The 13,172-nt window shown below is 61.0% G+C and carries 17 protein-coding genes and 2 pseudogenes; 3 read left to right on the top strand and 16 right to left on the bottom strand.

Features of this window, described 5'->3' with window-relative positions; all coding sequences use genetic code 11:
* Positions 1 to 10: 10 nt before the first annotated feature.
* Positions 11 to 418 carry a hypothetical protein gene (locus tag DY926_RS13155; RefSeq protein ID WP_116703782.1) on the top strand — a complete coding sequence of 136 codons (408 nt, stop codon included), beginning with the start codon at positions 11 to 13 and terminating at the stop codon, positions 416 to 418.
* A gap of 352 nt (positions 419 to 770) precedes the next feature.
* On the opposite strand, the gene DY926_RS13160 is transcribed toward DY926_RS13155, so the two are convergent.
* From DY926_RS13160 to DY926_RS18125, 4 genes and pseudogenes are all read right to left on the bottom strand, one after another.
* A complete protein-coding gene (locus DY926_RS13160; protein WP_010511736.1) occupies positions 771 to 1,073 on the bottom strand; it encodes a hypothetical protein in 303 nt (100 codons plus the stop codon).
* 70 nt (positions 1,074 to 1,143) lie between these two features.
* Positions 1,144 to 1,824, bottom strand: coding sequence for a hypothetical protein (locus tag DY926_RS13165; protein WP_010511735.1), 681 nt, complete (start codon positions 1,822 to 1,824; stop codon positions 1,144 to 1,146).
* 524 nt (positions 1,825 to 2,348) lie between these two features.
* A pseudogene (locus tag DY926_RS13170) lies at positions 2,349 to 2,606 on the bottom strand (cupin domain-containing protein); the annotation flags it as partial.
* A pseudogene (locus DY926_RS18125) lies at positions 2,606 to 2,710 on the bottom strand (zinc-binding alcohol dehydrogenase family protein); the annotation flags it as partial. The pseudogenes DY926_RS18125 and DY926_RS13170, both read right to left, overlap by 1 nt.
* Before the next feature lie 111 nt (positions 2,711 to 2,821).
* Here DY926_RS18125 and DY926_RS13180 point away from each other — a divergent pair.
* Positions 2,822 to 3,427, top strand: coding sequence for a nuclease-related domain-containing protein (locus DY926_RS13180; protein WP_274541804.1), 606 nt, complete (start codon positions 2,822 to 2,824; stop codon positions 3,425 to 3,427).
* On the opposite strand, the gene DY926_RS13185 is transcribed toward DY926_RS13180, so the two are convergent.
* From DY926_RS13185 to ssb, 5 genes are all read right to left on the bottom strand, one after another.
* Positions 3,421 to 3,855 carry a hypothetical protein gene (locus DY926_RS13185; RefSeq protein WP_026018872.1) on the bottom strand — a complete coding sequence of 145 codons (435 nt, stop codon included), beginning with the start codon at positions 3,853 to 3,855 and terminating at the stop codon, positions 3,421 to 3,423. The genes DY926_RS13180 and DY926_RS13185 overlap by 7 nt on opposite strands.
* Before the next feature lie 130 nt (positions 3,856 to 3,985).
* Positions 3,986 to 6,037 carry an ATP-dependent helicase gene (locus DY926_RS13190; RefSeq protein ID WP_116703783.1) on the bottom strand — a complete coding sequence of 684 codons (2,052 nt, stop codon included), beginning with the start codon at positions 6,035 to 6,037 and terminating at the stop codon, positions 3,986 to 3,988.
* Positions 6,034 to 6,369 (bottom strand): hypothetical protein, encoded by a 336-nt coding sequence (locus DY926_RS13195; protein WP_116703784.1) that lies wholly within the window; start codon positions 6,367 to 6,369, stop codon positions 6,034 to 6,036. Before DY926_RS13195 ends, DY926_RS13190 begins: the two co-directional genes overlap by 4 nt.
* A gap of 129 nt (positions 6,370 to 6,498) precedes the next feature.
* A complete protein-coding gene (locus DY926_RS13200; protein WP_116703785.1) occupies positions 6,499 to 7,698 on the bottom strand; it encodes a DUF3991 and TOPRIM domain-containing protein in 1,200 nt (399 codons plus the stop codon).
* Positions 7,699 to 8,276: 578 nt separating this feature from the next.
* Entirely contained in the window at positions 8,277 to 8,747 is a 471-nt protein-coding gene (gene ssb / locus DY926_RS13205) for a single-stranded DNA-binding protein (RefSeq protein WP_116703786.1), read from the bottom strand.
* Between the two features lie 364 nt (positions 8,748 to 9,111).
* Here ssb and DY926_RS13210 point away from each other — a divergent pair, with 364 nt between their 5' ends.
* The gene (locus DY926_RS13210) at positions 9,112 to 9,624 is read left to right on the top strand and encodes a hypothetical protein (protein WP_116703787.1); all 513 of its coding nucleotides are present in this window, start codon (positions 9,112 to 9,114) and stop codon (positions 9,622 to 9,624) included.
* On the opposite strand, the gene DY926_RS13215 is transcribed toward DY926_RS13210, so the two are convergent.
* The 7 genes from DY926_RS13215 to DY926_RS18175 all read right to left on the bottom strand — a co-directional run bounded on the left by DY926_RS13215 (position 9,621) and on the right by DY926_RS18175 (position 13,144).
* On the bottom strand, positions 9,621 to 10,127 hold the full coding sequence (locus DY926_RS13215) for a hypothetical protein (protein ID WP_116703788.1): 507 nt from the start codon (positions 10,125 to 10,127) through the stop codon (positions 9,621 to 9,623). The genes DY926_RS13210 and DY926_RS13215 overlap by 4 nt on opposite strands.
* Entirely contained in the window at positions 10,124 to 10,513 is a 390-nt protein-coding gene (locus DY926_RS13220) for a hypothetical protein (RefSeq protein ID WP_010512535.1), read from the bottom strand. The genes DY926_RS13215 and DY926_RS13220 overlap by 4 nt, the downstream gene beginning before the upstream one ends.
* Positions 10,510 to 10,905 (bottom strand): hypothetical protein, encoded by a 396-nt coding sequence (locus tag DY926_RS13225; RefSeq protein WP_116703789.1) that lies wholly within the window; start codon positions 10,903 to 10,905, stop codon positions 10,510 to 10,512. The genes DY926_RS13220 and DY926_RS13225 overlap by 4 nt, the downstream gene beginning before the upstream one ends.
* A gap of 45 nt (positions 10,906 to 10,950) precedes the next feature.
* On the bottom strand, positions 10,951 to 11,850 hold the full coding sequence (locus DY926_RS13230; protein WP_116703790.1) for an ArdC family protein: 900 nt from the start codon (positions 11,848 to 11,850) through the stop codon (positions 10,951 to 10,953).
* A 72-nt stretch (positions 11,851 to 11,922) separates the two neighbouring features.
* Positions 11,923 to 12,078, bottom strand: a complete 156-nt coding sequence (locus DY926_RS17580; protein WP_010512122.1) for a hypothetical protein — start codon at positions 12,076 to 12,078, stop codon at positions 11,923 to 11,925.
* A 218-nt stretch (positions 12,079 to 12,296) separates the two neighbouring features.
* Positions 12,297 to 12,812: a DUF3085 domain-containing protein gene (locus tag DY926_RS13235; RefSeq protein ID WP_010512120.1), complete on the bottom strand. Its 516-nt coding sequence runs from the start codon at positions 12,810 to 12,812 to the stop codon at positions 12,297 to 12,299.
* Between the two features lie 122 nt (positions 12,813 to 12,934).
* A complete protein-coding gene (locus DY926_RS18175) occupies positions 12,935 to 13,144 on the bottom strand; it encodes a DUF5983 family protein (protein WP_444699932.1) in 210 nt (69 codons plus the stop codon).
* Between the last annotated feature and the right edge of the window lie 28 nt (positions 13,145 to 13,172).

Consider the following 13,172-nt stretch of genomic DNA (forward strand, 5'->3'; position numbering starts at 1 on the left):
GGAGTCCAGCATGAGGTTTTCCCACCGGGCCGCGATCCTTGCGGCCATCACCTGCAGCATCAGCCACCCGGCCTTCGCGCTGCATAGAACCCCGGTCCGTGCGCTCGACGGGTACAGATGCATGGCCCTTGATGCACCTGAGCGGGTCATGATGGATTTCAGGCATCCGATCCCGCTGCAGAGCGAACCACGGGACGATGCCCCGAGCCTTGCGCCCGCGCTGGCGGTACTCCCGGTCGCCACGAACGCACCGCCTACGAACGGCTACGTCCGGAGCATGAATCTCGCATTGCGTCCCGGCTGGGTCTCGACAAGATGGCTAAAAGCCTACGACGCGGTCCATCCCGGCATGACCTGCACGCCCTACATCATGAATGACGGCAAGCTTGGCTTCGTGTTCGGCAGGGCGACACAGTAGGTTTGTCATCTCCACAATCCGGCATGCTGCATGGCCTACATTGTTTTCCCCGGGAGCGGATCAGGGAAGGCCGCTGCCCGCCGGGAGGACCGCGAGGTGCCCGGGTCAAGCCTGAGGGCATGCCCCTGAGGTGGACCGGGTTGCCCGGAGCGCGGGGCACCGCCCTGCGATCCGGGCGGCCCTGTTCACTGAAAGGGGCGTGTCCTCACCGCGCGAAGCGCGGCGCGTAGCGGGCTTGAGGCGGGCGCCTCGCGGCGACATGCTGGTTTCAGGGCATTTTTTTACAAGCACGATGGCGACCCCGGACACCAGAAGCAGGAACCCGGTTTCCGGGCTCCTGCGGCGTGGTCTCTCAAGGCGTTGGATCGTCGGGCCACCAGGGGTCGGGGGCGTCCGCGATCTCGCGCGCTTTCGCTTCGGCTGCGGCGATGGCAGCGGCCCTTGCGGCCGTGGTCGCCTCCCGCCATGCGTCGATGCCGTGGTCGGCAATAAAGTCATGCGCGCCGTCATCTTCAGGGTGTGGCATTTCCGGGCCATGATAAAAAGGATTGCGATGCCAGACGTCCCGGTCCGTCAGGACCCAGGCGTGGTGGGGCGCAGCACGCGAAAGCTCAAGGGCTTCGTCGCGGTCTGCCATGGATTCATATTCGCTCATGCGGGTCGATCCTTGCGGAAAGGTACCTAGCCGTGGGTGGCCGGACCCGCCGTGGGTCCGGCCGGGTCGGTCAGAAGCCGAGGGCATCCATCTCGGCGGCTGCGGCCCGCTGGTCGATGGTGCGGGCGTTGCTGGCCGTGTAGGGCTTCCACGGGGTGCCGATCATGTCCTCGTAGGCGGCAAGGGCCCCGCGGGCGGACGCGACCAGAGCGGCGGCCTTGATCCCCTGCTCGGCTGCGAAGCGGCGGGCGTTGGCCGCCCTGTTTTCCAGCCCGTCGACGCCCATCCGGTCCTCTTCGCGATACTCGTTGAACTGTGAGGACAGTTCGCGGGCCTGCGCGCGCTTGGCGTCATAGAACTGGGCGGCCCCGAAGGCGGACGCGACAGCGGCGCCCGCCATGCGCTGGAGGTGCATTTCCAGCCCCTTGTCGTTCTGCTCGCCGTTCCATGTGGTCACGACCAGCACGGGCGAGAGGCTGCGGGCGATGACGGTGAAAGCCTGCCGGGCCGTTTCCGCGAGGGCGTCGGCGTCGAAGTCCTCAAGGCCGAAATGGGAAACGATCTTGGTGATCTGGTCGGGAACGGGGATCAGGGCTTCGGCGGCCTCGATGGTGATGACAGGCGCACGCCGGGCCGCTTCCTCGAAGCGGCGGGCAGCGGGGGCCTTCTGGCCCGATTTTGCCTTGCTGGCTGCTTTCTTCTCTTGCGCGGAAGCAAGGGCGGCGGTCATTGTGTTGGTAGCGTTGGACATGAAAATTGACCTTTCTGTCTGGCGTCAGCCCTGTCCGGTGTTCCAGCACCGGGCGGGGCGTCTGTGGCGGGAACCATTTCCCTCTCCACAAATAAAGAATAGTACAGACAGAATATAAATGCAATAAAAAAGACAATATATTAGAAGTAAATATTAGTTTACTATTGTTTTTATTACATTTATTTCCTTATGCCCAATTTTATTAATCACAGTATTATTATGTATTACATAAGTATTGATCCTGCAGAACCCCAGGGCGAGCGGTCGAACCGTTGCGCGAAAGCGTGGAGACCCCGCAGGGGGCTCCAGTGAGGTTAGCGGCGCAGCCGCTTAGCGAACCAGAGTGAGAGAACCCCGAAGGGGCCGCCCCTGATTTTCTTTTTTTTCTGCTGAACAGAGATGTTTCCCGGACCAGGTGTTTCGGGAAAGGAAACTGTCTCCAGATGCCCTGGGCTTACGCCGCGTTTTGCGGGCATGCGCTGCAGGGACACAGATCCAGTTCATCTGTGACCCGCGACATGACTTCAGATACTCTTGATGAAACCGGAAGGCGTGCCTTTGGCAGGATCGACAAACACCACGTCATCCGGTGCCCGGCGCGGTGTGTCGATGGCAAGAAAAATGACAGGATCACGCAGGATACGCGGCACCGCATGTACCGCACGCCGCGGAAAGACCAGCAGGTGCCCGGGAACAAACGGCGCTTCCTCAGCCGGGTCATCAATCCAGAATGTCCCTTCTCCGGAAAGCACATGGAGGACTTCATCACACTGGGTGTGATAAGAGGCCTGCTGTGATCCACCATATGATGTGCCCCGAGGGGTTTTACCCAGTCGCGTGTTTCTGGCCGGGAGGCGGTGGCGATGACCGTGACGTCGGTCAGGACCCGGCCCCTCACCCGGAACATAGACGGTTCCTGGTATTTCCCGCCCCAGTCGCATGACGGACAGATATACGGGACACGCTATCGGGCCATGGAACCACAGGGGGAAACGGCGTGGCACGACTTCGACGTCATCGCATTAAGCCTCCCGGCAGATGCCGGCTGACGGCCCATGAGGCGCAGGTCTGGCGGTCCTTTCGCGCCGCTATCCAGGGCGAGAAAGGAGAGAGCGCCGTAGCCCATATGCTCGACCGGAGCGGCCTGGCCGTGCTGCACGACGCCATACTGCCGACGGGTGACGGCAGGACGACCCAGATTGACCATCTGTTCCTCAGCTCAAGGGGCATCCATGTCGTGGAGACAAAGCGGTATGGCGGCGAACTGACCGGACACCCGGAAGATGAACGGTGGCGACAGCGTTTTGCTGGCGAGGCGCCCGACGCCCCGCCCCGGCTGATTTACAGCCCGGTGATGCAGAATGCCGCCCATTGCCGGGCCGTCTACGCGCTGGCCCGCCTCGTGGACCCGACCATCCAGGTCTTCAGCCACGTCGTGATGACGGGAACTGCGGTCCTGTCACCTGCGCTTGTCGCCTGCACCCTTTCCCTTTCCGAGTTGGAAACCCTGCTACATGGTCTTGAGCGCAACGTGCCGCGGGGCACACTGACTGACGCATGGCGGCGCATCAGGCTGGCCTGCCATGTCAGCGGGCATCAGTAAGCGGCCTCCCTGTCGAGAAAATCGAGCAGTTCCGCGATTTCCCCGGTTGAAAGCATGCGCCCGCGACAGGCCTCGCTATCGCGGGGAAAATCGAGCGGCTCACCACCATGGTCACGGTTGCCGGCACTGATCCAGAGTACCCGCTCCGGCTCCTCGGGATCATAATCGAGGCGAACCCCAAGGCCATCTCCAAGGTCGATGAAATCGGAGAACAGGTCGTCCTCACACCGAAGCGGAAGCGTGCCGATTTCCACACCGACCCATCTGTCGGGAAATCTGGCCCGGAGAAGGTCGGTGAGCTGGCGCGTATGCGGCCTGAGATCCGTCGGATCCCGGACGGGCGGCGGTGGCTCCAGGGGCTGCAGGAAACCCGCCTCGTCATCATCCCAGTCATCGGGCTCAATCGGCGGCACTGGCTTTTTCGCCATAAAGCAGACGTCCTTCGACCAAAAGAAAAGCAATTTAAGACCGAAGCGTCGGACGGAACCAGCCTGTTTGGTGCAATGCCCCGGCCACGCGAACGCATGTCGCCGCTGCCGGAGCATGCATTGTCCGCATTCACAAGCCAAGCGCATTCAGTTCCTGATCAACCTGCCTCCAACGGCCGTCAGACTGACGTGGTTCGTTCCTGCCATGATTCCAGCTGCTGACCCGGTTCTCGAGTGGAATTTCGTCAATGAACCGGCTCGGACGGGAAGATCCGCCCTGGCGATAATCACAGAACGTGATCGTGGCCTGCTCCATAGCCCGGGTCAGCGCCACATAGGCAAGGCGACGCTCCTCTTCGGAATTGCGCGACATCGCACCGGGGAAAATCGCCTCTTCCCACGCAGGAATAAAGACGTGACGGAATTCCAGTCCTTTCGACCGGTGCATGGTCATGAGCTGAACGCGATCACGCCCTTTTTCTCCAGGTGCTCCGCCCGCCAGTGCCGCGTGCTCCAGGAGGTGTTCCACGCGCCGGAAACCCTGGGCCAGTTCGATCAGTTCCGCGAGGTTTTCGCGCTGGGTTGCCGCTTCATCCGAATCATCAGCCCGCAGCATGTCCAGATACCCTGTTGCCTCGAGCAGGCCGGTAAGGCGCTCCCCAAGGCTTTCCCCTTCCCGACATCCGATCTGTCTGAGAATCTGGACGAATCCCTGCACCGCCACGGCACATCTCGGGGACAGCCGAGTCCGTGTGGCCGCCGCGCATAGCGACAGACCACCCGCCGAAGCCTCTATCTCGATTTTCCCCAGGCCCCTGGCGCCAAGGCCCCGCGGGGGCCGGTTGGCCATCCGCCGAAAGGCTTCGTCCGACCTGCGCTCATCGGGCCATGCGCAAAGCGTCAGCAGGGCCAGAGCGTCCTTGACGGCGGTACGCCGATAGAAACCCATATCCCCGATGATCTCGTAGGGAACACGAGCGTGGAGCAATGCTTCCTCCAGCGTTCGGGAGAGCCGGTTCTGGCGGTAAATGATAGCCATGTCATGCCAGGCGACGCCGGTCGCTGCGCGACGGCCAATCTCCCGGACGATCGCCGCAGCTTCCTCGGTGGCGTAGGAGAACCCCAGAACCTCGATCGGGAGGCCCTCGCCCCGACGTGTAAACAGTGTCTTTTCGATCCGCGACGGGTCAAATGAAATCACCGCATTCGACGCATCAAGAATATTGCTGGTGGAACGGAAGTTCTCCTCGAGCTTGAACGTCTTCACAGCAGGAAATTCACGCGGGAAGTTCCGCAGGAAGCCGACTTTCGCCCCCCGCCAGGAATAGATGCTCTGGGAATCATCACCCACACAGAACAGTTCACCAGACGTCCTGCTGAGCAACGTGAGCCACAGGTACTGGGCGCGGTTCACATCCTGAAACTCGTCCGCCATCACGGCCGTAAAACGGGCGGACCACCGGCGATGGTATGCCGCATCATGCAGCATCGCGAGGGTCGGCCACATCAGCAGATCACCAAAATCCGCCGCGTTCTGCTCGCGCAGGATCGCCTGGTAACGACCATACAACCCGACGACAAAGCGCCAGCTTTCGTGATCCACATGGAGATTCGCCGACTGCCGCCTGCCGATCAGGCTTTCAACATGCGCGAAAGCAGCCACCGGTGTGATCAGATCCTCTTTCAGCCGCGCAATCCGCTCGGCCATTTTTTTGATCTGTCTCGCATCTCCTGGCGCTCCTTCCTGCGGCACGGGAAGCTTTTCCTTAGGGACAGTCCTGATCAGGCGGCGGACAATGGCGAGACTGTCCTCGGCGTCACGAATGTCAAAACCGCTACGCAATTGCGCCACTTCAGGCTCGGCCCGTAGCTGTCGGGCCGCCAGGGCATGAAACGTTCCAAGCCATGTGGGTACCGAGTACGTCCCAAGAACGTCTCCGATGCGCTTGCGCATTTCCTGGGCGGCCTTGTTGGTAAAGGTTACACAGAGGATCTGGCCAGGAACCATGCCATGCAGTCCGACGCGGGTTGCGACCCCGGCTGTCAGGGTTTTGGTCTTGCCGGTGCCTGCCCCTGCCAGAACCAGAACATATCCCAGCGCCATCGCCGCGCGCCGCTGTTCTGGCGTCAGACTGTCAAGGACTGGCGCAAGCGCGCGCGGAACGGGAAGATCACCGGTCATAGCTCTTCCAGCCCTTCCGCCACGCAACCCGGGGTGGTAGTGATCTTACCGGTCGAGAGCAGGATCGTCGCCGGATAGGAAAGATCCCAGTTCCCAAGCTGACCTTCCCAGCGTCCATCGATAACCAGGCCGACAGGACAGCCCGGCCGCTCATAGAGGCGGACTGCACTTTGCGGTATCGGGGAATCATCTTCTGCCTGCGCCAAACGCTGGCGCAGGTGGCGGTTCCAGATGCCTCGAGCCGGGCGCGAGCGGGCAAACGTTCGTGCAAGGTCTGCCTTCATCGCCAGACGCGTAATCCCCAGATCCGCATAGTCTGAAACAGATCCCATGACCCTCTCCTATGTGAGATGATCCTGCGCGCAGGACCGTTCGGCGCCCGCCTCTGTGGCACGCCAGCCGTAAATGACGATCATCCCGTGATGCCGTCTGTCCGGTGAGCCCAAAGGACTCACGCTGGTTCACAAGGACATCCCCGGCGATGAACCTGAACGTGGCCCAGCGGGCTTCCCCACACGTTCAGACGGCGCAGGCAATGACGGAGCCGAAACCCGCGGCGGCCGCTGCGTGCCGTGCGCCTCGGCCTGACCCAGCCATGACGGAGACACCGTCTCCGGCTGCGCTTTCGACCCCGAACCCAGGACTTCGGACAGGCGGCACAAGGGCGCAACGGGAACAGAACCCGCCTCCATTCCTTCCCTGCGGGTCCTCAGGACCGCATTCCAGTCCTCTCCCGACCCTTTCGGAGATATCCGCCCCGACCAGAGACCGACGTCCTGTGCCATCGCAGCGAATTTCCCGGCATAACGATCCCCCTGCATGTCGTTATCAACGGCAACAACCAGTCGCGCTTCAGGCTGGGCGGCGACCTGCATCATGACCCGTTTCAGGTTCGCTTCGCTCTCTGGGCTCATGCCGCCCCCTGTCGAGGTATAGAGCGTTCCCTTCGGAAAGCGGTCGAGTGCAGCAAAGGACAGTGCATCAATGGCCGCCTCGGTGACAACAAGGCGCGTCACCGGTTCTTCTCCTCCGTCGGCCCGGAAACAGAAGAGACGCTTGCCAACTCCGCCCGTCGAAAACCCCTTGTAATCCGGCCCCCGCATTTCCATGCCGGTGAACTGCCCGTCCGCATCCCGGTGGCCGAACCAGGCGGTTCCGTGCGGGCCTTCCTTCAGCGCCCCCTGCTGTCCGGCAATCGCGACAATATGGTCAGGCAACCCACGAATCTCCGTCAGATAGCGCCATGCAGCCGTCCCCTGCCCGGGTGCGGTGCGACGGTTCCACAGTTCAGCGGGATCGCGCCGCGATCTGTCAGCGGCTCCCTTCGTACGCTCGACAACTTCGAGCGTCGGGCTCCTGCCGATCAGGGCGCGAAGTTCCTGCCTGACATGACCGAGGTTCTTCGAGGGATCGAGATACTGGACAAGCTTGAAGACATCGCCCTTGCCGTCGCCTTTCGGGTCCCACCAGCCCTTGCCATCGTGATTGACAATAATGGCCTCACTGTCGCGGCGAAATTTCAGGTTACGGGCGGAACGCTGCGCAGTGGCCTGCCGATCCAGCCGGAACCCGGCTTTCTCCAGCACTACGGCGCAGCTTACGGCATTACGAAGCTCATCAAGTTCTCTTTGCTGTGCTTCTGGGGAAGACGTGTAAGCCATGAAAGACACTCCTTCACGAACAGCATGGATTGTGTTTCAGACCGCTCCGGTATTTACGGTGAGTATTTGAGATGATCGTGTGGAAACACACGACGACCTCTGTATGGTTCGTCGAGATATTGCGTCCTGATGATCCGCGTTGAGGGTTTTATTCTGCGTAAACTGCAAAAGAATACAGGACGCACGAATGGCCGCAGTTTACGCGCGGCAGCAAACGGCACGTGCCCACGCCACTGCGCACGCATTACCGGGACTATGGACGAGCGGGCACTCACGACGCCAGATACTCCCTGTGGAGTATCCCGTCTGCGCCCACATCATGCGACTGACGAAAAATAAGGTTCACGAACCCGCGTAAAGGCCGATGGAGAAACAGGAAAGACACAGTTTATCCCCGATGTGGACAGACGACCGGCGTTCCGGTATCGGCCGACAGGCTTTCCCGATCGCCCGCGCCATCAGGTCTGACAGTCCTCACAAGTATTCATGACGGGAACTGGCGCGGCAGAAACCGCACTTTCTTCTCCCTGAACGGGCACAATGCTCCGGGTCGTTGACGACCCGGAACACCGCGCGGCCTAAAACGGGATTTCGTCATCCACGTCCTGCGCGTTGGAAGTTGTGGCCGGAGCCGGGCGCTGTGCAGTGCTCCGCGACGGGCGATCTTCATCAAAGCGTCCGTCGCCCGTGCTTCGACCATTGGCCAGCACCTTCAGGTTTCCATCAAACCGATCAATGATGATCTCGGTCACATAACGGTCCTGTCCCTGCTGGTCGGTCCACTTGCGTGTCTCGAGATGGCCTTCGACATAGACCAGCGTTCCCTTCTGGCACCGACGTTCGATCACGGCCGAAAGGTGATCGTTGAAAGAGACGACACGGTGCCACTGGGTTTTTTCCCGGCGCTCACCGCTGGCGCGATCGGTCCAGGTTTCACTTGTCGCCACGCCGAAGGATGCGATTTTGCCCTCCCCTTCCCTACGTGCGGCAAGATCTGGATCCCGGCCCAGGTGACCGATGATGATGGCGCGATTGACTGACTGGCTCATGGTCTTGTTCCTTTTTTCCTTCCTGGTCGTCTCCGGCCCCTGCCGGATCTCTGACCTGGTGCGGGCGCGCGGAAGCGGGCCTCAGGCGGCGGGCGCAACCTCTCGGGGCGGCAGTGGTGCGGAAGCCGCGCATGCGGCTTCACGGTGCCGTCCCGACCGCAGGCCTGGGGGTTGCGCCCGACGACGACCGCTTCAGACCGCAAAAACCAGGTCAGAGACCCGGCAGGGGCCGAGGTCATGCTTTTGCCTTTTGGATTTTGATTTCTGTTTTATTTTTCTATTTCGCTCATAATCGTGTCATTTATTCTTGTACAATGATGATAGTCGTACTAGAATTTCCCTGTCTCTACATTGGGAGTTCATCATGGCCGTGATTACTGCGTCGGAAGGACGCATCACCCTGAAGGCCGACTTTCATCCCGAACTGGCAATCCAGGCCCGGCGTTACATGGGACGTTTTCTCGGCAAGGAGATCGGCTGGTCCTTCCTGCCCGAACATGAGTTGGCGATCCGCCAGATCTGCCAGACCCTGTATGGCGTCGATGGCACGCCAGATGCATGGAATGACTGCTGCACCGTGCAGGTCGAAGTCAATGAGCAGGATGTCCGGGCACCGCTGTGGCGCCAGTTCAACGCCGATATTTACCTCGGGGGCCGTCACGTTGTCGGCGTTTTTGGTCCACGGCAGGCAGTTCGCACCGGCAGGGGCATAAAATTCCTGCGCGGCCAGCCGCATTGCGCCACCCGGATCGGCGCCTACCACATGGAGGTACCCACCGGCAGCGTTCTGGAAATCCGGAAATATCCGCGTGCCGCACTGGCGTTCCTGAGCCGGTGCCTCGACGGGCATGGCTCCTGGCGCATGGCCCAGGGCTAGAGCAGCCCGAGCTGCACGGTAGGCACGGGTGCATCCGCCGACGTCGCTTTTCCGCTATGCTTTGCCTGCAGACGGGCCAGCTCCGCTTTCTCGCGCGCAACCTGTTCCTCGCGGGCACGGGTCGTCCATGCCTCGACCAGCAGGTTTTCCCGGACGCGCTGCCCGATTTCCTTCTCTACATCCGACCAGACAAAAGTCGGGTCGCCCCAGCAGGGATATCGCGCAACCTGATCGAGGAAATCGCGCCGTGTGGCTGCATTGTCGAACCATGTCTGCGCGAAGCCGGTCCGACTATAATGCGCGATAAATCCGAACATATTGCTCAGCCGGTTATACAGGGCCGGGGTAAATTTTTCTGCAGGCATTCCGAGTGCAATGAACCGCAGGATCGCATTACCAAGCTTTGCCTTTTGCTGGGCCGTCGCCCAACGGGTGGGTTTCAGGACAGCCGGGTCGAAAGGCGGGATCCGAAGCCGCTCACACAGGATCGGCCCCGCCGTCATGACACCTGGCTCCGGCATCGATAGCCGTTATGAAAGCGATTCACATCCGGCAGATCCGGATAATGCCCCTCCCCCAGGCCCTCTTCATTCAGCCTCTCCAGATAACGCACCGCCACGGTCACACGTCGGGCATTGGCGAGGCTGCGCAATACGACCAGATCCGAGCGGCCTCGCATATAACGGTCTTCCCAGAGACCGGTGACGGGGTTCAGCGCAGCCGCCCCCATCGTGCCGTTCAGAAAGCATTCCACGATCCACGGCCGGGTCCGATAGGGACGCCCCGAAACAGGAGCCGGAAGACGGACGATGGTCCCGCTGGCGATAGTCCCGACCCGAAGCGGGTTATTACCGCCCTGGAATGGAGACGTATAATACTGGCGGATCATGCCACGTCTCCTTTGCAGGACGCCATGTTTCCAGTTTCGGCTGCGGACCGTCCATGCAGGATCCGCGCGCCATCAGCGTCGTTATCGACCATGAGAACCCATCTGTCGGTCCCCAGGGCGCCAGTGCGGTAAGCCGCATCAAAGCCACGTGGCTTACGATCGCCCCGACGGATATGCACACTGATGGAAAACGAGCGCCCGGGATGCGCGCCGGCGGTCCTCTCACCGTAAAGCGTTACGGCAGTCGAGATTTCCGCGAGCGTCCGGGCTTCTATCATCCCCCGTGCACCAAGGTGTTCCATCGGCAGCGCCTTAAGGATGGTGCAGCCGTCGGAACGGATGCGCACGGCGGGAGTGGCAATCAGGGCAAAGACTGGCATGATGAACTCCATCACTCAGCGCGCCCTTGCGGGCGCATATATTTTCAGGGTTGGATGTCAGGCGGCAGACGCCACGTCCTCGACGGACGGCTGATGTGCCGATGGGCTGAAAATGTATTGGGCCGCGGCTGAAGCTGCGCTCGCTGCGGTGAAAATGGCGCGCTTGTCAGCCTTCAGCAGTTCCAGCCAGTTCCCGATGTAATCAGCATGGCGGACCGTCGGCTCGATCTGCAGTTCCGCGCACACGAAAGCTGATGTCATCTCTGCCACCAGTTCCTCGGCCGCGTAGGCATGGTCCCCAAACCGCCTGCCAAAGGTGCGCGCCAGCCGGCTTTCAGCCCCGGTCCAGTGCCCGATCTCATGAAAGACGGTTCGGTACCAGTCGATCTGGTTGAAATAGGACTGCTGGGGCGGAACCCGGATGAAGTCCGCATCCGGGGCATAAAATGCCTTATCGCCGCCGATACGGATGTCCGCCCCGGTTTCGCGCATCAGCGTTTCCGCGTGCGGCACGATTTCGCGTTCCGGCAACGGCGCGGTCGGCGCGACCATGCTTTCCGGCAGGTTCTCGCACTGGTCAACATTGAACACCGTAAACCGCTTTAGAAACGGGATCTGGCGGGGCTCGTCGGAACCCGCTTCCGATTTTGGCGTGAAACGGTCAGCATAAAACACCGTCGTTCCCTTCTCGCCTTTCCTGACATTGCCGCCCTGCGCATGCGCCTGACGGAACGTCAGCCATTTCTGGGTAGAAAACCCCTGCATCTCTACCGAACCCCACAGCATCAGGATGTTGATCCCGGAATAGGCCCGATCGGTCGCGGCATTACGCGGCAGGGCAATGCCGCATTTCGCACGGTTCCATGGGCAGACCCATGGCACGGTTCCCGCTTCAAGTTCGCGGATGATGCGGTCAGTGACGGACTGGTGGATGTCGGTACGTTCGGTTCTGGCCATGATCAGTCTCCAGAAAATGCAGACGCCGCCCCGAAGGGCGGCGCGGATGGGCAGCGGATGGCGAGGGTGGTGTCACCTGAGATCGATGATGCCCGTGCACGGATCGAGGAAGACGTCGGGCAGCAGGAGGAAAGTGACCATGGAGGCCGTCCAGAGGAGCACGATGGCGACGAATTTGGCGATTTCGACGGCAGGGCGGGACGGCGGCGCGATGCGGTTCTGTGCCATTTCCAGATCCTTTTTTCGGGGGTTTCGACCTGTTCCGGCGGCCGCAGGCCAGACTGGCGGGCAAGGGCGCCGCACAGCGGCGGCACCGGAGCCGCGCACAGATGGCGCAGCCATCGCGCACGGCGAGGAGCCACCCCTTGCGCGGCAGGCTGGACTGTGGTGCCTGCCTCCTTCCTTTACTGTTTCATTTATTTCTATATTTTATTTTTATTATATTTCTATTCAGATTTGGCCTTTCCAGAGCCGCCATCCGGTTGTCCGGATCGGGCTTTTTGCGGGGATGCCAGATAGGGGCAACTGATCCGCGCAGGCGTGACATCAATCCACAAACGATTGCCCGCAGTCGCTTCCAGTGCCTTGCGGATGGTGTCAGCGGAAAGAAATTCCGCGCCATCGTCGCCGCCAAATGACGCGCGTTTGACATCGTACCAGTCGTCAGGACATGTGCGCGGGTCCGCTTCGACAGCATAGGCGACAAGGTTCGCCTGACCCTCAGCGTCACTGAAGCCCGGATAACCATTCGACATCAGGTACACCCCATGATCGCCAACCAGCATCAGGCCTGCCGGTATTTTGGTACGATCGACATCCGCACCGGTCGGATGGCGTGACGACACGCCAGCCTTGAAAAAGGCCGGGTCAACAAGCTGATCATAGGTAGGGGAATGTTCGCTCGCAGCTTGCGCATGAGAGAGAAGCCGCGCCACCAGGGCGTGGTCAAAATGAAGTTTCATGGCAGTATTCCTTTGTGTGAGCCCCTTGCGAGGACACAAAAAAGGCGGAACACCGAAGTATCCCGCCTTAAGAAATAAGAACCGGCGCCTCTGGCCCGAGGGACGCCCGATGCCGTTGCCGGTCATTCATCTTCATCATCATCAAAGAAACGAAGCGAAGCATCGACCGGGCCGTCCGCATCAAATAGGACGTAATCACAGTCGTGATTCCGGGCCAAGGCGAGAATGGCCCGCAGTGACCGCGACCCCGGCCAATCATGGGAGTATGGATCCAGATGGGGTGGACGGCCTCCATGCGACATCAATGTGCCATGATGAGGTCGGAAGACCATTCAGAGGAGACCGCCCGGATGAAAGTTA

Origin of the sequence: Komagataeibacter melaceti, from assembly GCF_003403295.1 — a bacterium.
Classification (GTDB): Bacteria; Pseudomonadota; Alphaproteobacteria; order Acetobacterales; family Acetobacteraceae; genus Komagataeibacter; species Komagataeibacter melaceti.